Here is a 20,278-nt window from a genome sequence, read left to right as displayed (position 1 = left end):
TCACTTGACGGAGACGGCGAACACATCAGGCCAATTGCGGCGGCCGAAAATTGATGCTAGCGGACACTCCGCATGTTCGACTTTGCTTTGATCCGGTTTGACCGACGACGAAAGGGCGCCCGCGCTTGATGAAGCGCTGACTGGCGAACGCTGCCGTTTGCAGCAACCTTTCCTCCTCTACCGGAACGCAAAGACCATGAGCCTTGCCGACGTGAAATACCTGCCGGAAACTCCGGCGCACGACCCCGAAATCGAAGCCATCAATGACGAGGCCTTCGGGCCCGGCCGCTTCGTGCTGGCCGCCTACAAGATCCGCGAAGCCGGCGGCCACGAGCGTGCGCTGTCCTTTGTGGCGGTCGATGGCGATCTCGTCGTCGCCTCGGTGCGCATGACCCGCATCGCCGCCGGCGCCGGCCGCGCGCTGATGCTCGGGCCGCTCGCGGTGCGGCCGGCCTTCAAGAATCTCGGCATCGGCCGTCGGCTGGTGGCGATCGCACTCGAAGCGGCTGCAAAGGCCGGCGCGCCCGCCGTCATACTGGTCGGCGACGAGCCCTATTATGGGCCGCTCGGCTTCAAGCGCATCCCGCGCGGCCAGATCTCGATGCCGCGCCCTGTCGATCTCGACCGCCTTTTGTCGCACGAGATCACGCCGGGCGCGGTGGCCAGGCTCACGGGCGAGGTCGGCCATGCCACCCAGGCCAGGGTCGCCGAGCACGTCTAGGCGATGGCTTGACCTTGACCGTCGATCCGGGCCTGATCCATCCCTGTTTTCTTGGAGCAATTCTAGGAAGATGTGAAACGGTTCGGCGCTTTCGTGAAATAATGAAATGCTCCGGGAGAGGATGACGCCATGAACCCGAACGGCCAGATCGCAATCGTCACCGGCGGCGGCTCCGGGCTTGGCGAGGCAACGGCGCGTGCCCTTGCCGCCAAGGGTGCCCGCGTCGCCATCTTCGATGTCGGCATCGACCGCGCCGCCAAGGTCGCGGCCGAAATCGGCGGCATTGCCGTGCAATGCGACGTCAGCAGCGCCGACAGTGGCGCCGCCGCCGTCGCCGAGACGGCGAGCAAGCTTGGCGAGCCGCGCCTCCTGGTCAATTGCGCCGGCATCGCCATTGGTATGAAGACCATCGGCAAGGACGGGCCGCACCCGCTCGATCAATACCGCAAGGTGATCGAGGTCAATCTGATCGGCACATTCAACATGATCCGCCTGGTCGCCGACCGCGCCGCCAGGCTCGAGCCGCTGCAGGGCGGCGAACGTGGCGTCATCGTCAACACCGCTTCGGTCGCCGCCTATGACGGCCAGATCGGCCAGGCCGCCTATTCCGCTTCGAAGGGCGGCGTGGTCGGCATGACCCTGCCGGTGGCGCGCGACCTCGCCCGTTCCGGCATCCGCGTCTGCACCATCGCACCCGGCATCTTCAAGACACCGATGATGGCCGGCATGCCGCAGGAGGTGCAGGATTCGCTCGGCGCCGCCGTGCCCTTCCCGTCCCGCCTCGGCGAACCGTCCGAATATGCCGCACTTGCCCTGCACGTCATCGAAAACCAGATGCTGAACGGCGAAACCATCCGCCTCGACGGCGCCATCCGCATGGCGCCGAAGTAGTATAAGTCCAGAAGTGCGATGCGGTTTTGGGCGGCTTGCATAGAACGCTTGCCAAAACCGGCATCATCGTCTGATAAGTGGAATATTAAAATCAACTTAGCAGGACGAGACCCTTGGACGATCAAAAGAAGGACGTGATCCGCCAGACCGACGCCGAGGCGATCCGCTTGGCGAAGACGCTTCTGCGCAGCGCCCGCTTCGGCGCCCTGGCGGTGCTGGAGCCGCAGACCGGGTCGCCGCTGGCGAGCCGGGTTGGTGTTGCCACCGATATCGATGGCGCACCGCTGATCCTGGTCTCGATGCTCTCGGCGCACACGCCCGCCATGCTTGCCGATCCACGCTGTTCCCTGCTGCTCGGCGAGCCCGGCAAGGGCGACCCGCTGGCATATCCGCGCCTGACGCTGATCTGCCAGGGGTCGCGGCTCGAGCGTGGCTCTGACACGCACGCCCGCGCCGAGCGCCGCTATCTCAACCGCAATCCCAAGGCGAGCCTCTATGCCGGGCTCGGCGACTTCTCGATCTTTCGCCTCGAGCCCCAGCGCGCCAGCCTCAATGGCGGTTTCGGCAAGGCCTATCTGCTCGATCGCTCCGATCTCGTCACCGTCGGACCCATCGTCCAAGAGCTTGCGGCGGGCGAACAATCCGCCGTCGAGCACATGAACGCGGACCATCTGGACGCGGTCGCCGTTTACGCGCATCATTACGCCGGGGCATCTGGCGACGGCTGGAGCATTGCCGGTTTGGACGTTGATGGCATGGATCTGGTGTCGGGAGACAATGTTTGCCGCGTATTCTTCCCACAACCGCTGGTATCAGCGCGGGAATTGCGACCCGTTCTGGTCGAAATGGCCAGGGGCGGCCGGGCGGCCGGGCAGGCAAATAATGAAACTTAATTGCATTTGATCAAAAGCAACACTTGAGATTTGAAAGAAATGTTCTACCCTCCAGAGAGGGCGCTGACTCGTCGGTGGCCTTTCGCAAGTGAATTTATGGATTCAGGCACCATTGCCCCCATGGCGCCTCGATGAGCAAACAGCATGGGGCATTCATGGTCTCGACAAAGCTAATCGCAAACGCCGAATCTGCTGCCGAATTTTTGATGCTCATGGGCAACGAAAAGCGGCTGTTGATTATGAGCTATCTGATCGACGGTGAAATGTCGGTCGGCGCCATCGCCGACAAGGTGATGCTCAGCCAATCCGCGCTCTCGCAGCATCTGGCCAAGCTGCGGGCGCTTGACCTCGTGGAAACCCGCCGCGACCGTCAGATGATCTACTACTCCTGCAAATCCGACGCGGTGCGCGAACTGCTTGTCGTGCTGGATGGTATTTTCGGCACCGGCAAGGAGGACCTGTCCCAGATGGCGCAGAGATTGCGCCGCGCCGGGACTTGACCGGACGCTCCTGCGCCCGCTTACCTCGCTGACGATTTCCGGAGCGTGGCTTGTGCGTCTCTCCCGACGCGCGGACCACGCTCTCGATATTTGAGCGCAGGACATGGACCCAATCCGCATCGACGACCCACGGGATTCGCGCGTCGCCGCCTATCTCGATATCCGCGAGCGCGATCTTGCCGGCCGGCAAGGCCGTTTCGTCGCCGAAGGCAAAGTGGTCCTCGACCTGCTTCTGTCGTCCGGCCGCTTCGGCGCCGAATCCATTCTTGTCCTGGAAAACCGGCTCGACGGCCTGGAGGACATCCTGCACAAGGCGCCGGCGGACCTGCCGGTCTACATCGTCACCAGCGCGGTGATGGATGCGATCGCCGGCTTCCACATGCATCGCGGCATCCTGGCCATCGGCCGCAAGGAGACGCCGCAAGCGGTCGGACCGTTGCTGGATGCCCTGTCCGGCCAGGCCCTGGTGGTGGTGCTCGTCGGCATCGCCAACCACGACAATATGGGCTCGATCTTCCGCAACGCCGCCGCCTTCGGCGCCGATGCGGTGCTGATGGATGCGACATGCTGCGATCCGCTTTACCGCAAGGCGATCCGTGTTTCCGTCGGCGCCGCGCTCAAGATCCCGTTTGCATCCTTCACCGACACGTCAGGCTTTACGGCGACGCTCGCCGAACGGGGTTTTGAACAATTCGCCCTATCGCCGCGCGGAAATACCGACATACGCGACGCAAGGCCGGCCCAGCGCCTGGCGCTCTATCTCGGCACCGAGGGCGAAGGCCTGCCAGAAAGCCTGCTGGCGCGCCTGCAAACCGTGCGGATCACCATGTCGAAAGGCTTCGACAGCCTGAATGTCGCCGCCGCGTCAGCCATTGCCCTGCATCACTTCTCGCATCGTTGAGCAAGGGCGGCGGCGGCGCACCGCCGTTTCAGTTCGCGTCCGCCTTCTGCAAGGCCCGCACGCGGTCGGCGAGGCTGCGATCGCCGCCGCTGGATCGGCTGTCCTGCGGCGCCGCCAGCGCCTTGGCGATCGGGGAATCAGGCCCCTCGAGCTTGGCCGTCAGGTGGACGACTTCAGCCGCCAGCTCGTTCATCTGCTCGCGCAGCGCGGCACTGGCATTCGCCGTGCCCGACGATGCCGCGGCGCCGAGATCCGCCTTGAGCCGCTTGTTCTCGCGCGCCAGTGCCGTCAGCCTGGCCTCCAGCCGCTCGCGGTCGCTATCGAGCTTGGCGATTGCCTGGTCCAGATCATCGCGCTGTTTGGCCTCGTCATGCCTGCCCGCTTCATCCGGCTTGCCGACCAGCCGCAAGGCCGGTGCGCCATCCTCGGCCTTCGCCTTTTCGCGCAGCCGCGCCAGCTCCTTTTCGCGGCGGTCGAGCTTGTCCTCACGATCGGCGAGCGTCGCCAGCAGCCGTTCGACCTTCTTGTCGAGTTCGGCCACCCTTTTCTTCTCCGCCTTCAGCGCGTCGCGCGCGGCCTTGCTTTCGGCCGCGATCTCCTGCTGGCGCCGGTCCGCTTCCTTGCGCTGGCCGCGCAGCAGCGCGATATCGCTGGCTAGCTTCTGCAATTCGGACTCCCGCGCCACGAGCTCGATCTGGCGGCTGGAGGAGGAAAAACTGGCATCGTCATACATGTGCTCCAGCTTCTCGAGCTCGAGCGCCCGCTTCTCCAGCTTGCGTTCGGTTTCCTTGAGCAGCTCCGAAAGCCGGTGCAGTTCCTCTTCGCGCTGCCGCAGCGCCTCGTTCTTGGCGCCGAGTTCGGCAAGTGCGTGGTTCTTGTCCGTGCGTTCGATCGCCAACCCCTTCAACGCCTCGTGGCCACGACTGATCTCGACGAGCTGTTCGGCCGCTTTCTCGCGCAGCGCCTTGACGTTCATTTCGAGGCGGCGGTTTGCCATGGCGTATTCCGCCCGGATGCGGTCCTTGTCTGCCTGGATTTCGGTCTGCGTGAGCGGGATAGAGGCCTCGATGCGCCTGCGGGTCAACGCGACGGCACGGCGCCAGACAGCCGGAGCCACCATCAGCGCCAGGAAGCCGGCGCAGAGAAAGCCGAGGGCAAAGAACAGGACCGACTGAACCAAAGGACTACCCGCTATCGGCGGCAACCGCCGGAACTGGACCGCATCACACTGGCATGGCGGAAATCCGGCGCTGCGGCAAGAGCTTGCCACAGCGTGTGGAGGGTCAAAGGGCTACAATTCCCATCGAAAACTTGGCATTGCGGTCATGACGGGTGGACTTTAGAACGGATTCCAGGTTGCCCGCTCGGTCAGTTTTAGATAGCCGAGATTGACGCCGAGCCGGGCGCCGACGCCGGTGCGGATCGGCACCAGGAGCACATTGTTGTTCTTCAGCACATTGAAGCCGACGCCCGCCACCACATAGGCCGAACCGGCGACGCCGCCATAGCGGTTGTAGAGGTTGCTGACATCGTCGAGATTGTAGACCAGCATCATCACCCGGGACCCCTCGCCGCCGAAATCCCAACCCAGCGACGGGCCTTGCCAGAACACTTTGTGGTCGCCGGCATTCTTGGTGTAGAGTGTGCCTTCGCCGTAGGTCAGGCCGCCGATCAGCGCGCCCGACCCCTCCTCACCGAGCAGATAGCCATTGGGCAGGCCGTAGGAGGCGAAGATCTTCTCGACGACGGTGGCGAGCCCACCCGATGTCGCGCCGAAGAACTTGTGACCGGAATCGACAATCTCCTGAGCGGTGTACTCCTGGGCCCTCAGGGCTGAAGTCGAGAAGACGAGAACGCCCATGAGCGTGATCGCCATTGAGCAGACACGGAGAAACTTCCGGCCTGAGATGACACGGAGGAAACTCCGGTCGTAGAATCGGGAAAACATGCTTCCAATCTCCGTCATGGAGCACTTTCGCCGACGCCTCGCATCCGGTCCGGCTCTTTAGGCGGCCGTTAAGGATGACTGTTAGGGGCAAACTATGCCGTAATCCTTTTTCAACCATTAACTCCCACAGGAAGATGGCGGTTCGAAGGCTGGCTTTTGGGGTCGCGCGGCGCTGAAAGTCTGCGCAAACGCGCCATTTGCCGACGACAATTTTGGATTTGTTGCTGTACGTACGGGTGCTGTGTATTCAGAAAGCCTCGGGTTGAGGCGTGATTCGTGTGGGCAGGCGCGACGATCAATCGCTCGGCCAGGAATTGTGGAATTTTGCAGGGATTTTCACCGATGGCCGATCTGTTCACCCTTTCCGCGCCTGACCTCGCGGCGCTTCTGTGCAGCCGCGTCTGCCACGACATTATCTCGCCGGTCGGCGCGATCAACAATGGGCTTGAACTGCTTGACGAGGGCGGCGCCGACGAAGACGCCATGCGGCTCATCCGCCAGAGCGCCAAGAACGCCTCGGCCCGGTTGCAGTTCGCCCGCATCGCCTTCGGCGCGGCAGGCTCCGCTGGCATGCTTATAGACACCGGCGACGCCGAAGCGGTGGCGATCGCCTTCCTCAAGAACGAAAAGCCGGAACTGACCTGGAACGGGGCGCGCGCGCTGCTGCCCAAGAACAAGGTCAAGTTGCTGCTCAACCTGATCCTCGTCGCCAACGCCGCCATTCCGCGTGGCGGCAAGCTGGTCGTCACCCTCGAGAATCTCGAAACCGAGCCGCGCATTTCTCTTTCGGCAAGCGGTCCGATGCTGCGCGTGCCGCCGAAATTCCTCGAACTGCATTCCGGTCACAAGCCGGAAGAGCCGATCGATGCGCATTCGGTGCAGCCCTACTACACGCTGCTGCTGGCCCGCGAGGCCGGCATGACGATATCGATCCATGCGACGGCGGAAGAAATCGTGCTTTCGGCAGCCTGAGCGTCCGGCCGGCTTGCCGGGAGAACAAAGTATTTCAACGGCGTAATATTGCCGTGACGGCTCAATCCGCAGCGGCAGCGAAGCATTCGTGAAGAAAAGCCTCTCGGGCGGCATCTTTCCAAAAATTTTACCTAAAGACTTTTCGGGTTCTTTACCAGATCGGCCTAGGGTGGTCGCCAGATGCCCCGCACGACCGGATTGCCCCAAGGCAAAGAGGACCCGGAAATGAAACGCTGCATGTTCGTCGACGATTCAAGCGTCATCAGGAAGGTTGCAAAACGCATCCTGGGTGGCTCCGACATGGTGGTCATCGAAGCAGCCAGCGGGCTTGACGCACTGGAGATGTGCGCCGCCGACATGCCCGACATCATCGTCGTCGACGGTGCCCTGCCGGACGTGCAGGCGGTTGACCTCATCCGCCGCGTGCGCGCCATGGAAAGCCCGATAAGGCCGCAGATCCTGATCTCGCTGGTCGAGCTCGACATCGCCTCGATCATGCGGGCCAAGCGCGCCGGCGCCCAGGGCTATCTCCTGAAGCCGTTCAATCGCCCGCAATTGCTCGAGCGCTTTCGCAACCTGAAAATCGCCGCTTGAGGCAGCAGAGGCCGCTCATCGCTGATCCATGACGCAAAAAGCCCGGCCGAAGCCGGGTTTTTTGTTGAAGATGAAAAATGATTCGGGCGGCGCTTACCGCTCAGGCGCTGACGCGGATGTCTTCGGGTTCGCGCAGCACGTAGCCGCGGCCCCAGACCGTCTCGATGTAGTTCTGGCCACCGGATGCCGCGTCGAGCTTCTTGCGCAGCTTGCAGATGAAGACGTCGATGATCTTCAATTCCGGCTCATCCATGCCGCCATAGAGGTGGTTGAGGAACATTTCCTTGGTCAGCGTGGTGCCCTTGCGCAGCGAGAGCAGCTCCAGCATCTGGTATTCCTTGCCGGTGAGGTGCACGCGCTGGCCGCCGACCTCGACGGTCTTGGCGTCGAGGTTGACCACCAGGTCACCGGTGGTGATGACCGACTGGGCGTGGCCCTTGGAGCGCCGCACGATGGCATGGATGCGCGCCACCAGCTCGTCCTTGTGGAACGGCTTGGTCATGTAGTCGTCAGCGCCGAAACCGAGGCCGCGCACCTTGTCCTCGATACCGGCCATGCCGGACAGGATCAGGATCGGCGTCTTTACCTTGGATAGGCGAAGCGTTCTCAAGACCTCGTAGCCGGACATGTCGGGCAGGTTGAGATCGAGAAGGATGATATCGTAGTCGTAGAGTTTGCCCAGATCGACACCCTCTTCGCCGAGGTCCGTCGTATAGACATTGAAACTTTCCGATTTCAGCATCAGTTCGATGCTTTGTGCGGTTGCACTGTCATCTTCTATCAGCAGAACACGCATTTCATTCCCCTTTTCTGCTGCCGGACCATTTCACGACCCGTCCTGCCCCGGAGCAGTGGTTGCCTTGTGCAGAGGCTGCCATTGAATGGTTAACAAAACCTAATTTCCCGTCCATGACGGTATCAGATTTTTTAACCCCTATCTACACCCTCTTGAATCTAATAACGAATCTCATACCCAAATTCCTAATGCAACACATTAACAACCTGGACTAAGCGACTCCAGGGACTCATCGACGCGCCTTCGCTTCGGCGACCGGAATTTTTACCCGGCCTTAAGTCCTGACCCGTATGATTAACAATGCCCGTAAACGAATGGTTACCGCCGGCAAAAAACTTTAGGGTTTTGTTTCCCATAGTTCGGGAGATGCCGGTGGACACGGGCAATGCCTGGGCCTTTCCAGGTGGTTTGGACGATATGTGCGGGTGTGCGTTTCCGGGAGTACCGAATCATGAAGTCACGTGAAAACCTCGTTCGGCTGAAACAGTTTCAGGTGAATGAGAAGCGGCGGCAGCTGCTGCAGCTCGACATGATGATCGCCGAGTTCGAACGCATGGCCGTCGAACTGGAGCTTCAGATCACCGCCGAGGAAAAGAAAGCCGGCATCACCGACATCAATCATTTCGCCTATCCGACCTTCGCCAAGGCGGCGCGCTTGCGCCGCGACAACCTCAGAAATTCGCAAAGCGACCTCGCCCAACAGCGAAGCACTGCCGAATCATTACTCGGCGAAGCTGAAGCGGAGCTTTCCAAAGCTGAAATGCTGGAATCGCGCGACACCAAGGTCCGCGAAGCCGAAACCGGCGGCCGCAGCGCCATGATCGGCTGACCCGGCGAGATCGGCACCGGCGCGGGCGGGGAGCTCATCGGGCCATCGGCCCGAGCCACCCACTTGCCGCGAGATCCCCGCTCTAGGCGGCCCAATCCCCTTCATTGACGGCGATCGCCCTGGCACGGGCATCCTTGATGTCAGGCGCGTGCTGCTCCGCCCATCCCCTGATCTGGGTAAGCAGCTCCCCTAGATTATGGCCGAGCTCGGTCAATTCATATTCGACGCGCGGCGGAATGACCGGAAAGATCTCACGCCGCACCAGGCCATCGCGCTCGAGCACGCGCAATGTCTGCGCCAGCATCTTGGGCGTGATGCCTTCGAGCTTGCGGGCAAGCTCTCCATTGCGCAGCCGGCCTTTGCGCAGCGCGCAAACCACCAGATAGACCCATTTGCTGGCCAGCATCTCGAGCACGGTGTGGGAAGGACACGTCCGCCGGAACGCATCATAGCCGAAGGGGGAGTCGTCATTACTATCCATGAGGTGCGTATATATCAAAAAGGTACATACTGGACAAGGGAATATTACTATCCAAATGATAGCGACACCAACCAAGCAGGAGAGATACCATGCGTGCCGTTATCCAGAATTCCTTCGGCGGACCCGAAGTCCTTGTCATCGCCAACCAGATCGATCCCTCTCCCAAGGCCGGCGAAGTGCTGGTCCGCGTCAAGGCAGCCGGCATCAACCCGGTCGACGGCGCCGTCCGCTCTGGTCACTATAAGCTTCTCGGAGAGCCGCCCTTCATCCTCGGCTGGGATATTTCGGGAACCGTCGAGGCGCTCGGCGCCGGCGTCATCGGCCTCAAGGTCGGCGACGAGGTGTTCGGCATGCCACGCTTCCCCAAGCAGGCGGCGGCTTACGCCGAGCTTACAGCAGTGCCGGCCGACGAGATCGCGCCGAAGCCGAAGGCGGCGGACTATGTCCAGGCAGGCGCGCTGCCGCTGGCCGGCCTGACCGCCTGGCAGGGCCTTGTCCGCCATGGCGCCTTGAAATCGGGCCAGCGCGTGCTGGTGCATGCGGCGGCCGGCGGCGTCGGCCACCTGGCGGTGCAGATCGCCAAGGCGCGCGGCGCTTACGTCATCGCCACCGCCAGCCCCAACAAGCTCGATTTCGTCCGCGAGCTCGGCGCCGACGACGTCATCGACTATACCCAAGGCGATTTTACCGGCCGGGTCAGCGACATCGATCTGGTGCTGGACCCAATCGGCGGCGATCATGCCGAACGCTCGCTGAAGGTCATCAGGAACGGCGGCGTGCTGGTGTCCTTGCTGAACCTGAACGACACCACCAGGGCGCTGGCCAGCGCGCGCGACATCCGCGTCGAGCGCATGTCTGTCGTGCCTGACCGCGATGGCCTGGTGGAACTTGGCCGGTTGATCGACGCGAACAAGCTCTCCGTCCATGTGGCCAAGAGCTTCCCGCTCGAAGAGGCCGGGGCCGCCCACGCCTTTCTCGCCACCAAGCCGATTGGCAAGGTGGCGCTGACGGTTTGAACAACTGAAGACACGACCTAAAAGCAAAAGGGCGCGGAATGCCGCGCCCTTTTGTCTCTTCAGCCCGGCCCTAGTGCCGGTATTGCTGGATGCGCGTGGTGCGCAGCCCGGCAAGGCCATATTCGTCGATCGACGCCTGCCAGGACAGGAATTCCTCGGTGGTCAGCTTGTAGCGCTGGCATGCCTCTTCGAGGCTCAAAAGCCCGCCGCGCACCGCCGCGACCACTTCCGCCTTGCGCCGGATAACCCAGCGACGCGTGTTGGTCGGCGGCAGATCGGCAATCGTGAGAGGGCTGCCGTCAGGCCCGATAACATACTTAACTCTAGGTCTAACCAGATCGGTCATCGTACTCTCTACAAAAAACTCAAAGACCCAATCCCCGCCACGTTACCGCCACAGCTTTAAAAATTGCCTAAGCAGACCCTAATGACTAGGTAAGGATCGTGAACGCCGCGTTAGTCTTTTCGCAGGCATTTGAAACATCCGGCTGGAAGCCTTGAATTGGTTGGAAAAAATCCGGCCGATCGCGGATCGCCCGCAAACCGTCGATCGCCTTGCAAGCTGGCGCCGGCGGAAAGCTTGACCTATATTCTCGACATCGGCATTCAGACGCCGCTCAGAATGAAAGCATCATGAACAGTCTCGACCTTCCCGGACGTCCCGAAAACACCCGCATCGTCGTCGCCATGTCGGGCGGCGTGGATTCGTCCGTGGTAGCCGGCCTGTTGAAGCGCGAAGGTTATGATGTCGTCGGCGTCACCCTGCAGCTTTACGATCACGGCGCGGCCACGCACCGGGCCGGTTCATGCTGCGCCGGACAGGACATTGACGATGCCCGCCGCGTTTCCGAGACGCTTGGCATTCCCCACTACGTGCTCGATTACGAGGAGCGCTTCCGCAAGGCGGTCATCGACCCCTTCGCGGAGAGCTATGTCGCCGGCGAGACCCCCATTCCTTGCGTCTCCTGCAACCAGACTGTGAAGTTCGCCGATCTGCTGGCCACCGCCAAGGAACTGGGCGCCGATGCGCTCGCCACCGGCCACTACATTCGCTCCGGTGCCAATGGCGCCCACCGCGCGCTCTACCGGCCGGTCGATGCCGATCGCGACCAGAGCTATTTCCTGTTCGCCACCACGCAGGCGCAGATCGACTATCTGCGCTTTCCCCTGGGCGGCCTGTCGAAGCCGCAGGTTCGCGCCATAGCCGAGGAGATGGGGCTGACCGTGGCGGCCAAGCAGGACAGCCAGGACATCTGCTTCGTGCCGCAGGGCAAATATTCCGACATCATCGCCAAGCTGAAGCCGGCCGCCGCCAATCCGGGCGACATCGTCCATATCGACGGCCGCGTGCTCGGCCGTCACGAGGGCATATTGCGCTACACGATCGGCCAGCGCCGCGGCATCGGCATCGCGTCGGGCGAGCCGCTCTATGTCGTCCATCTCGATGCCGAACGGGCCCGCGTCATCGTCGGCCCGCGCGAGGCGCTGGAGACGCACAAGATCTATCTGCGCAACATGAACTGGCTTGGCGACGGACCGCTCGACGATATTCCCGAAGGCGGCCTCGAACTGTTCGCCAAGGTGCGCTCGACCAGGCCGCCGCGTCCGGCGGTGCTGCGCCACGTCGCGGGCGTGACGTCCGTCGAACTGGCCGACGGTGAGTCCGGCATCGCGCCCGGCCAGGCCTGCGTGCTCTATTCCGACGACGGTAACGAAGCGCGCGTCTTCGGCGGCGGCTTCATCGAGCGCTCCGAGCGCGGCGCCGAGGCCGAAGCCATGCTGACGAAGCTTGCAGCAAGGCCGGCGCAAATTCCCGCCGAATAAACACTACCCTCTCAGAGACCGTTTCGAAATTCGCGCTGGCGAGTCATATGGTGGTGGTTTCGAGGACCGGAGCACAGCGGACATTCGGGTCCGTGAGCTCAGGTCTACTGCACGCAGTAGAACGGGGAAGCGCAGAAAACGCCATCAGATGGCCGCCAGAGTAGAATCTCCAAACGGTCTCAGGACTTGGTGTGGGTGACCGTCCCCGCCGTCAGGATGCGCAGCACCCTGATTGCTTCCTCGCCGCTGGTGCGCGGCTCGGCCCGTGTCTCGATGCAGTGGATGAAATGCTCAAGCTCGCGCGTCAGCGGCATGCCTTGCGCAACCGCGACATAGGACGGCTCGTTGGTGGTGAAGGCCCATTGGCCGCTGTCCTGCCAGACCGCATGTCGGTAGACGGCAAGCTTGCGCTCCCACGGCTCGACATCGTCGAACACCGCCATCGCCTTGGTGCCGACCACGGTCAGCCGCCTTTCGCGATAGGGGTTGAGCCGCGACGTGAAAAGATGGCTGCGCAGGCCATTGGGAAAGCGCATGTGCAGATGCGCGAAGTCGCTGAGATTGTCGAGGAGTGCCGCACCCTCGCCGCGCACCTCGATCGGCTCGGTACCGGTGATGGCCAGGATCATCGACAGATCGTGCGGCGCCAGGTCCCACAGCGCATCATTCTCGGTATGGAACTTGCCAAGGCCAAGCCGGTGCGAGTGGATGTAGCGGACCTCGCCAAGCTCGCCATTGTCGATCAGCCCCTTCAGCGTCTCGAAGGCGGGATGAAAACGCAGGACATGGCCGACCATGAAGACGCGGCCATTGTCCTTGGCCGCCTGCACCGAGCGCTCGGCATCCGGCACGGTCAGTGCGATCGGCTTTTCCACCAGCACGTCCTTGCCGCTCTCGACGGCGCGCACGGAGAGGTCGGCATGATATTGTGGCGGCAAGGCCATGACGATGGCGTCGATGTCGTCCCGGCCGAACAGCTGGTCCGGCTCGATCGCCAGGCAATCCTGTTCGCTGGCAAAGCCTTCGGCACGCGCCCGGTTGGCGTCGGAAACCGCGTGCAGCGCGCCAAGCGCCTTGAGGGTGCGGATATGGTTGCTGCCCCAGTATCCGCAACCGAGGACTGCAATGCGCGGCTTCATCTGTTTCAAACTCTAAAAACTCGTGGCCGAGACATAGCGACGTGCCCCTTCGAACTCAACCCCGGCGGTTGCAACCAAATGTCCATGCGGCAAAGCTTTTTTCGGCAATGAGAATATGCGGCGATATGGAATGCTTCGAAGCTTGACAGGCTCGCCCTCCCAACCTTATATCCGCGCGACCTTGGCGAACGCCTCGAAATGCCTTTCGATTTAACGAGGATTTCGGGCCTTTCGCCGCCCTGGCGGGGTAGCTCAGTTGGTTAGAGCACGGGAATCATAATCCTGGGGTCGGGGGTTCAAGTCCCTCTCCCGCTACCACCATTCCCCCCACTCCTTTGACGCCGTGGGGGAAGGCACTCTCGCCCAAGAGTACCGTCAGCCGACCAGCGATTTCGACTTCAACCCCGCCGGTTCTCGATGGATCTCGAAACACCGTGACGGTTTCGACCAAGTCACGCATTGCCTCTGCACATTCGGAATCGCCAGAAGCAATGCCCTTGGCAAGCCCGGTCTGAAGTTGGTTCAGTTGTTCCTCGTAGCGGGCGAGCACCGCAGGGTGCAGCGCGATCACTCCGGTCGCAGCGGGTACCTGATCCAACTCGGCCAAGATGCCCTTGCGCTCCTCATTCAGTGTAGTTGATTGCGGTCCCAGTACAGCTGGGTCGCCGTGGCCTTTGGCAATGGCGTTGACCAGCCGCTCGATCTCCCGAGTTAGCTCTTCAAGCCGTCGCTCCAAACGATTGCGCCTCGCATCGGTGTCGGCGGCCAGGCGCTTCCGTTCTTCGTGATACGTGTGGACGTACTGGGCAATCACTTCGGGATGGCGCAACTCGGCGGAAAGGCCGTTCAGGACTGCAGCTTCAACCGTATTCAAATAAAAGGTCTTGGGATCGGCGCATGTTCCGCTTTCAGTCGCAGCGGAACAGCGGATACGAATGCGCTTCGACTTGTCCACCCCTTTTGACGACATACCCGCACCACAGGCACCACACCTCAGGAGCCCCGCCAACATGTGCCGTGGTCGGCGCTGGTGGCTTGGATGGGTGGTTGCACGCGCCTTCTTGCGTGCTTGTGCTGCGTCGAACAGGTCGGACGGAACAATAGCGAGGTCGGGCACTGCGACCACTCGCCATTCGCCCTTGGGATTTGGGCGCGAGACACGTTTCCCCGTGTCAGGATCCTTGATCATTCTGACCCTGTTCCAGATCAAGCGGCCAGCATAAAGCTCATTGTGAAGCAGCCCCGTCCCTCTCTGCACATTTCCATTGATAGTAGATGCATTCCAGGCTCGCCCACGAGGCGGTGGGATGTGGTTGCAATTGAGTTTGTGGGCGATGTCACGCGGGGTCTGTCCACCGACATACTCCCTGAAGATACGACGCACGATCTCCGCTTCGTCCTCGGCGATTAGCCGCTTTCCAGGGTCGCCGAGCACATAAGAGTAGCCATAGGTTAATCCACCGGCATGGAGTCCGTTTTTGACCCGACCGGCCTGGCCCCGACGGACTTTGTGAGCGATGTCCTCCCGGTAGAGTTGGCCAACAAGACCGCGTAGGCCGACCAAGACGGTGTTCACTACGCCTTCGTGGACGGCACGAATTTCGATGCCAAGAAATGAAAGGCGTTTGTGAATGCCAGCAAGGTCTTCCATGTCGCGCGAGAGCCGATCAAGTGCCTCTACGACGAGCACGTCGAATTCGTGCTCACGCGCTTTGTCCATGAGGTGAAGTAGACCGTCACGGCCCAGGACGGAACCACCGGAGCGTGCTCTATCGTCAAACGTTGCGACAACGTTCAATCCCTCACGCTCTGCGTATGCACGGCATAAAGCGAGCTGATCGTCTATCGATCGCTCATTCTGAAGGTCGGTTGAGAAGCGTGCGTAGATCGCGGTCCGATTCATGGTGAGTTTTCTCGGCCTGTTCTCGCGCATGGTCTTCGCGGGCTGCTTGGCGAGCGAGCGCGCTTGCAAGGCGCAGAATCGCCCGGTCGGGCGCCTTGCGCAAGACGCGCTTCCGGGACTTCACCACCATTGCAGGAACAGCTTGCAACGGGGCAATAATAGCGGGGGACACAACACCCGGAACGATAGCAGTCGGCAGGATGGCTGCGGGCCAGCAAGTTTGCCAAGAAAACGTAGCTCCTCCATGTCTCGCAAGATGTGCTTATGCGCGAGACAAGGGAATTCGCCACAATGGGCGCTCGCAGAAAGGGATAGCAAGGCGTGCTATTCGGACATACTTCGCCCTGATCCGCTACTCTGGCTCAACCTGTCGTAACGAAAAACGCGGGTTATCACTTAGTCGCGTCGGTTGAACAAACACGGTGGACAGAAGGATTCCTATCCTGAGCTGGTGCCAACGACGGTTGCCGCCCCCAAACGCAATTTAGATGCATGCTTTTCCAGACCGAGCAGATCGGCCGCTTTCGCTTGAAATCGCTTACAGTCAGCCTGAACGACGGATCGCTCAGGCCGTTCAAGAGGAAGGCCGCCCGCGATCTTTTTCAAATCACGGAGGACCGACGCGATGTGCGGCCAGGGGAAGTCTGTTGGATCGTCGATGTCGCGATCCGCGCCAGCGATGATTTCGAGCTTGGCGACGATGCCAAGAAGCGACCGCGCCTGTATGTGAGGGAGTTTGTCCTGAAGCTTTAGAGCCGCAGTTGTGGCCTCTACCTCCGCTTGGCAAGCGATTGAATAACCGACCTTCTCATCTATCCCTTCTGGGTCTGCAGCGTCGAGAACGCGCCTCTCTAGGCGCTGCTGAAGTCGGCAAAGGACGTGCGAAACGTGCTGTGCCCGCGACCAGCCTCGCATCAGCAGAATTGCTGGGTCTGCATCCTCCAAACGTCCAGGCTCACTTGCGGTCTGCCGATCGCGGCGACTGGTCGTGACGGAAGGCAAAGTCGTGCTATTGTCGGAATCAGTCATGATCCGAGCTCCTAACAGCTTGGGGCGTGGCAAGGCTGCTGAGGGTGGTCGTAACACCATCAGCAGCCGCAGTAAGCGACTCCCATAATCGTATCAGGGTTACGATATCTCAAGTGACGATGCAGATCAACGCAAATCGTATCGACGTTACGAAATGAACGTCATCCAGTGCAAGATGGCGCGCGTTGCCCTTGGGTGGGGGACGAGAGACTTGGCTCGAAATGCCGGGGTCTCACCTGATACTGTTGCCCGCTTTGAGCGGGGAGAACAACTAAAGGGGACTACCGTTTCTGCACTACGAAACACATTCGAAGCAGCGGGAATAGAGTTCATCCCAGAGAACGGCGGCGGGCCGGGTGTTCGTCTGTCTCGCAATCAGACCTAACGCTCTGTTCGCCATGCAACTGGATCTCCGACCCATCGGTTGATCTCGGATTCACGCCAGCCAGCCCCGTTGACACTGATCTTGATCTGAGCCGGGAACGTGCCTTCGGCTATCTTGCGATAGATGGTTGAACGGGACAGGCCGACCCGGGCAAGGACGGTTTTGAGGCGTATGATACGATCCGGCTCGGACATAACTTGCCTGCACGTCGCTGGTTGCTGCTGATTTCTGCTGGGACAGACTGGACGAACCCATGCCGCAGGCAATCAGGCTTGTCGTCTCACTCGCCTACGGCGCGGAAACGGCGGCAAATCGAATGGTCAGATTCCGATGCCTTTGCCTCGGCCGAGCCCGATGCCGTGGTTAAAGGCGAGTTCCGCTCCGAGACGACGGCCGGATTCGATCTGAATGCCGAGCGCCTTCTTATAATTGGCGAGTAGGGATTCAAGCTGCGGATCGCGTTCAAGGCTCTTGGCCATATCGGACATGGCCGAACGCGTTGACTTGTAACCCGACATGTCGCCGGCCTGATATTGCTCCTGTCCCGTACGGTCGAGCCTTTGCCAACGTTCGACGAAACGGTCGGCACGGCGGCCGGGATCGATGTCCATCCCGGTGCGGATTTCCGTTTCAAGCTGGAGAGCAAGCACGACGCGGCTGACGCGGCCGGAGCTCGCTTCACGAACCAGCTCGGGATTTTTCACATAAGCCGCTTCGGCATCGCGCCAACCATGAGGCCGAACCTTCTCAAAAGCGTTGCGCGCATCTCTCAATTCGCCCATCTGCTCGGGAGTCCCCTGCCCGTCCGCATTTCCGGTACTTAGGATCGCGTCGAGCGCACGCGCGTGACGCACAAGCGCTTGCGTACGAGCGCCGCGCAACGCAGCTTCCGGATCCAGCGGTGCTTCCGTGTTGCGCTGTACACCCGGCCCTGGCTTCTCCCTTTCCGGCGCGGCAGCGCCATCTCCGATCCGCACCCCAACAATCTCCCTTCCCGGCCCAGGTCCACGTTCGTGCCTGGGCTCGCTGTCTCCGGGCGAGCGCAACCCGTCCAGCAGCCCGCCGATCCTGTCGCGCAGCTTCTCCGGAACGATCCGACGCACGATCTCGACCAGGCGCTCGCGGAACGTGATGCCGCGCCGCTCGGCATAGCTCTGCGCCGGGTCGACCTGGTCGTAATCCGACGCCATGTCCTTGGCGCGATCGCGTGACAACGTCCGGACGAGGCGTTCGTGCGTACTGAAGTCGTCGCCGCCGTAGTGCAGGTCCATCCCATCTCGATGCCGCGACAAGGCGACGTAGCTGCCATGCGCATCCATGCCCGGCGTTGCCAGCACATGGGTGCGGTCGACGGTCATGCCCTGGGCCTTATGGATGGTCGCGGCATAGCCGTGGTCGATGTGCGCGTAGTCTTTCAGGTCAAAGCTCACGGAACGGCCGTCGTCGGTTTGAACCGTCATGCTTTGTGTGGTGACTTCCTCCACGATGCCGAGCGTGCCGTTCTTGACCCCAAGTCCGCGCTCGTTGCGCATGAACATGACCCGGTCGCCACTTGCAAAATTCCTTGCACCTCGTTCGACATCCACGTGGACATCGTCGCCGAGATCGCCGGCAGCGCGCATGCGGTCGCGCGCTGCCTGGTTGAGTGCGCGCACCTCGTCGTTTGTGTGGGTGAGAATGATCCGGCTTGCCTCTGGTTGGGCCTGCCTGTGGCGATCCCAGCGCTCGACGAGTTCACCTCGAGCCTCATCGCGCGTTGCAGCCTGATGCACCATGCCTTGCGCGTCATAGGCGCCGACCGCGGCGCCGATCCTGCCGCTTGCCAGATCGCGCGTGGCATCGCGCTGCCAGTCCTCGCGCTGCCGGCGCACCTGGCCGATTTCGACGCCGCCATGACGCTCATGTATGGAACGGAATGCAGCGCCGGCTTCGATTGCCTGCAATTGCTGCGGATCGCCGACGAGGACGACTTTCGCGCCAGCGTCCGCCGCATGGGAGAGCACGCGCTCCAACTGGCGCGTGCCGACCATGCCGGCCTCATCGATCACCAGGACATCGCGCGTGGTGAGCAGATCCCGGCCCTGTCCCCAGCTATGCTCCATACTGGCGATGGTGCGTGACGGGATGCCTGATCCGCTTTCGAGATTCTCGGCCGCGATACCGGAGAGGGCCGCGCCTCGAACCTCATAGCCTGCTGCTGCCCATGCCTGGTACGCAACGCCCAGCATGGCGCTCTTACCGGTTCCGGCAAAGCCGACAACGACACCAAGACCGCGACCATCGGTGATATGCGCAAGCGCATCGGCCTGCTCGCCTGACAGGACAAGCCCGCGTTGCGCAGCTCGCGCCAGTGCTGCCTCACGATGTGCCTCACTCACCGCGTGGCGCTCGTCCAAATCGATACGCTGCGCCGCGCGGTGAAGGCGCTGCTCGGTCTCGATCATCTGCCGGGTGGTGAAGCGGTCTTCGCCGCGTCCATCCTTGCCGAGTTCGACCAGATCGGGTGCATTGCTGATGGCGGCCATCACCGCGTTGAACTGCTCCATTCCATCGCTGTGCCGATGCGCAAACTTCGCAATGTCCCTTCGGGTGAACGTCGATTGCTGATGCGTGATGGCGTCGAGCGCGAGGTTAGGATCGGCAATGATGCGCGCGCCATTGTTCCGCGCGATCTCGCGATGCAGTTCGGCGCGATCTGCTTCACTGTCGCCTGCGTCAAGGCCGCTGCCCTCGATGCGTTGAGCCGGAGCACCAATCTGCGTTTGCGGCTCCAGGGCAATGCCCTGCGCCTCCAGACTGCGATGATCGATGCGGGCGTCGATGTCGAGTTCCGCCAGGCGTTCATTGGCCAGCTCCGCCCACCGCTCGCGCCACCGCTCGACCAACTCGGTGCGGTTCCACTCTCGAACCTTTGACCCAAAGCCGTTCTCGTCCACGGACCGCATGGTGAGCATGACATGAGCGTGCGGCTTGGGGCTGCCATCTTCTGCCCTGTCCCAATGCACATTAAGATCAGCGACCATGCCCTTACTGACAAACTCGACTTGTACAAAGTCGCGCGCCAGTTCGATGCCTTGCGCCTGGCTGAGTTCACGCGGCAGCGCAAACTCGACCTCGCGGGCAAGCTGCGCATCCTTGCGCACCTCGAACGCCTCGACATCGTTCCACAGCCTCTCGCGGTCGCGCCAGGCCTCCGGTGCATCGTCCGGCAGCATCACCTCGGAATGAACGACACCGCGCTTGGCGGAGAAGTCGTGGCTGCGTTCGATCCGCTCGTCGCGCAGCCGCGAAGCCGAGCGATAGGCGGCAGACGCCACAGCGCTCGAGCCTGCCTTGCGGCCAATGACCTTGACGTGAAGATGATAGATCGCCATCGCGACAGGATCATTTGCACGTCAAAGCGCACGTCGGCACGACGTATAAGCGCGCCCTCCCTCGAAAAATTCTCGGGATGGA

21 protein-coding genes and 1 tRNA gene are annotated in these 20,278 nt (G+C 61.8%); 12 read left to right on the top strand and 10 right to left on the bottom strand.

All coding sequences use genetic code 11. The annotated features are described in order from the left end of the window. Nucleotides 1-196 precede the first annotated feature (196 nt). The 5 genes from JG747_RS11485 (at nucleotide 197) to JG747_RS11465 (ending at nucleotide 3,906) form a co-directional block, all read left to right on the top strand. Complete coding sequence (locus tag JG747_RS11485) at nucleotides 197-721, top strand: GNAT family N-acetyltransferase (protein ID WP_038653290.1); 525 nt, start codon at nucleotides 197-199, stop codon at nucleotides 719-721. Between the two features lie 129 nt (nucleotides 722-850). Beyond that, nucleotides 851-1,612, top strand: coding sequence for a 3-hydroxyacyl-CoA dehydrogenase (locus JG747_RS11480; RefSeq protein WP_019860749.1), 762 nt, complete (start codon nucleotides 851-853; stop codon nucleotides 1,610-1,612). Between the two features lie 113 nt (nucleotides 1,613-1,725). Further along, nucleotides 1,726-2,505: a HugZ family pyridoxamine 5'-phosphate oxidase gene (locus tag JG747_RS11475; RefSeq protein ID WP_202361815.1), complete on the top strand. Its 780-nt coding sequence runs from the start codon at nucleotides 1,726-1,728 to the stop codon at nucleotides 2,503-2,505. Between the two features lie 155 nt (nucleotides 2,506-2,660). Continuing rightward, nucleotides 2,661-3,005, top strand: coding sequence for an ArsR/SmtB family transcription factor (locus tag JG747_RS11470; RefSeq protein ID WP_027047319.1), 345 nt, complete (start codon nucleotides 2,661-2,663; stop codon nucleotides 3,003-3,005). Nucleotides 3,006-3,108: 103 nt separating this feature from the next. Continuing rightward, complete coding sequence (locus JG747_RS11465) at nucleotides 3,109-3,906, top strand: TrmH family RNA methyltransferase (protein WP_064980644.1); 798 nt, start codon at nucleotides 3,109-3,111, stop codon at nucleotides 3,904-3,906. A gap of 28 nt (nucleotides 3,907-3,934) precedes the next feature. Here the strand turns inward: JG747_RS11465 and JG747_RS11460 are convergent, their stop codons facing one another. Both JG747_RS11460 and JG747_RS11455 read right to left on the bottom strand, forming a co-directional pair. Next, on the bottom strand, nucleotides 3,935-5,086 hold the full coding sequence (locus tag JG747_RS11460; RefSeq protein WP_202361814.1) for a hypothetical protein: 1,152 nt from the start codon (nucleotides 5,084-5,086) through the stop codon (nucleotides 3,935-3,937). A 159-nt stretch (nucleotides 5,087-5,245) separates the two neighbouring features. After that, nucleotides 5,246-5,782, bottom strand: a complete 537-nt coding sequence (locus tag JG747_RS11455; protein ID WP_223217862.1) for a DUF1134 domain-containing protein — start codon at nucleotides 5,780-5,782, stop codon at nucleotides 5,246-5,248. Nucleotides 5,783-6,196: 414 nt separating this feature from the next. On the opposite strand from JG747_RS11455, the gene chpT reads away from it, so the two are divergent. After that, on the top strand, nucleotides 6,197-6,826 hold the full coding sequence (gene chpT / locus JG747_RS11450; RefSeq protein ID WP_019860754.1) for a histidine phosphotransferase ChpT: 630 nt from the start codon (nucleotides 6,197-6,199) through the stop codon (nucleotides 6,824-6,826). Nucleotides 6,827-7,051: 225 nt separating this feature from the next. Next, nucleotides 7,052-7,420, top strand: coding sequence for a response regulator (locus tag JG747_RS11445; RefSeq protein WP_019860755.1), 369 nt, complete (start codon nucleotides 7,052-7,054; stop codon nucleotides 7,418-7,420). 100 nt (nucleotides 7,421-7,520) lie between these two features. On the opposite strand, the gene ctrA is transcribed toward JG747_RS11445, so the two are convergent. Continuing rightward, entirely contained in the window at nucleotides 7,521-8,216 is a 696-nt protein-coding gene (gene ctrA / locus JG747_RS11440; RefSeq protein ID WP_006203583.1) for a response regulator transcription factor CtrA, read from the bottom strand. A gap of 451 nt (nucleotides 8,217-8,667) precedes the next feature. Here ctrA and JG747_RS11435 point away from each other — a divergent pair, with 451 nt between their 5' ends. Continuing rightward, nucleotides 8,668-9,045 (top strand): flagellar export protein FliJ, encoded by a 378-nt coding sequence (locus JG747_RS11435; RefSeq protein ID WP_027047321.1) that lies wholly within the window; start codon nucleotides 8,668-8,670, stop codon nucleotides 9,043-9,045. Nucleotides 9,046-9,127: 82 nt separating this feature from the next. Here the strand turns inward: JG747_RS11435 and JG747_RS11430 are convergent, their stop codons facing one another. Then, nucleotides 9,128-9,526, bottom strand: a complete 399-nt coding sequence (locus tag JG747_RS11430) for a winged helix-turn-helix transcriptional regulator (RefSeq protein WP_038649207.1) — start codon at nucleotides 9,524-9,526, stop codon at nucleotides 9,128-9,130. 89 nt (nucleotides 9,527-9,615) lie between these two features. Between JG747_RS11430 and JG747_RS11425 the strand changes: the two genes are divergently transcribed. Continuing rightward, complete coding sequence (locus JG747_RS11425) at nucleotides 9,616-10,542, top strand: NADP-dependent oxidoreductase (protein ID WP_202361813.1); 927 nt, start codon at nucleotides 9,616-9,618, stop codon at nucleotides 10,540-10,542. A gap of 70 nt (nucleotides 10,543-10,612) precedes the next feature. On the opposite strand, the gene sciP is transcribed toward JG747_RS11425, so the two are convergent. Continuing rightward, entirely contained in the window at nucleotides 10,613-10,888 is a 276-nt protein-coding gene (gene sciP, locus JG747_RS11420; RefSeq protein WP_006203587.1) for a CtrA inhibitor SciP, read from the bottom strand. Between the two features lie 287 nt (nucleotides 10,889-11,175). On the opposite strand from sciP, the gene mnmA reads away from it, so the two are divergent. Beyond that, nucleotides 11,176-12,366: a tRNA 2-thiouridine(34) synthase MnmA gene (mnmA, locus tag JG747_RS11415; RefSeq protein WP_202361812.1), complete on the top strand. Its 1,191-nt coding sequence runs from the start codon at nucleotides 11,176-11,178 to the stop codon at nucleotides 12,364-12,366. Nucleotides 12,367-12,545: 179 nt separating this feature from the next. Here the strand turns inward: mnmA and JG747_RS11410 are convergent, their stop codons facing one another. Next, nucleotides 12,546-13,505 carry a Gfo/Idh/MocA family protein gene (locus JG747_RS11410; RefSeq protein ID WP_019860760.1) on the bottom strand — a complete coding sequence of 320 codons (960 nt, stop codon included), beginning with the start codon at nucleotides 13,503-13,505 and terminating at the stop codon, nucleotides 12,546-12,548. Nucleotides 13,506-13,746: 241 nt separating this feature from the next. Here JG747_RS11410 and JG747_RS11405 point away from each other — a divergent pair. Then, nucleotides 13,747-13,823 (top strand) — tRNA-Met (locus JG747_RS11405). Here the strand turns inward: JG747_RS11405 and JG747_RS11400 are convergent. Together JG747_RS11400 and JG747_RS11395 are read right to left on the bottom strand one after the other, a co-directional pair. Then, entirely contained in the window at nucleotides 13,780-15,408 is a 1,629-nt protein-coding gene (locus JG747_RS11400; RefSeq protein WP_202362267.1) for a recombinase family protein, read from the bottom strand. The two genes, JG747_RS11405 and JG747_RS11400, sit on opposite strands and share 44 nt — an antisense overlap. 438 nt (nucleotides 15,409-15,846) lie before the next feature. Then, nucleotides 15,847-16,437, bottom strand: a complete 591-nt coding sequence (locus tag JG747_RS11395; RefSeq protein ID WP_202361811.1) for a hypothetical protein — start codon at nucleotides 16,435-16,437, stop codon at nucleotides 15,847-15,849. Nucleotides 16,438-16,591: 154 nt separating this feature from the next. Here JG747_RS11395 and JG747_RS36900 point away from each other — a divergent pair, with 154 nt between their 5' ends. After that, nucleotides 16,592-16,822 (top strand): helix-turn-helix domain-containing protein, encoded by a 231-nt coding sequence (locus tag JG747_RS36900; protein WP_244734471.1) that lies wholly within the window; start codon nucleotides 16,592-16,594, stop codon nucleotides 16,820-16,822. On the opposite strand, the gene JG747_RS11390 is transcribed toward JG747_RS36900, so the two are convergent. Together JG747_RS11390 and traA are read right to left on the bottom strand one after the other, a co-directional pair. After that, nucleotides 16,819-17,016, bottom strand: a complete 198-nt coding sequence (locus tag JG747_RS11390) for a helix-turn-helix transcriptional regulator (protein WP_202352590.1) — start codon at nucleotides 17,014-17,016, stop codon at nucleotides 16,819-16,821. The two genes, JG747_RS36900 and JG747_RS11390, sit on opposite strands and share 4 nt — an antisense overlap. A 126-nt stretch (nucleotides 17,017-17,142) precedes the next feature. Further along, on the bottom strand, nucleotides 17,143-20,196 hold the full coding sequence (gene traA, locus JG747_RS11385) for a Ti-type conjugative transfer relaxase TraA (RefSeq protein ID WP_202361810.1): 3,054 nt from the start codon (nucleotides 20,194-20,196) through the stop codon (nucleotides 17,143-17,145). Between the last annotated feature and the right edge of the window lie 82 nt (nucleotides 20,197-20,278).

This window comes from Mesorhizobium sp. 131-3-5 (genome assembly GCF_016756575.1).
GTDB classification, from domain to species: domain Bacteria; phylum Pseudomonadota; class Alphaproteobacteria; order Rhizobiales; family Rhizobiaceae; genus Mesorhizobium; species Mesorhizobium jarvisii.
Note: the sequence above shows the minus strand (reverse complement) of the source record. Positions and strands in the feature narration are given on the sequence as shown.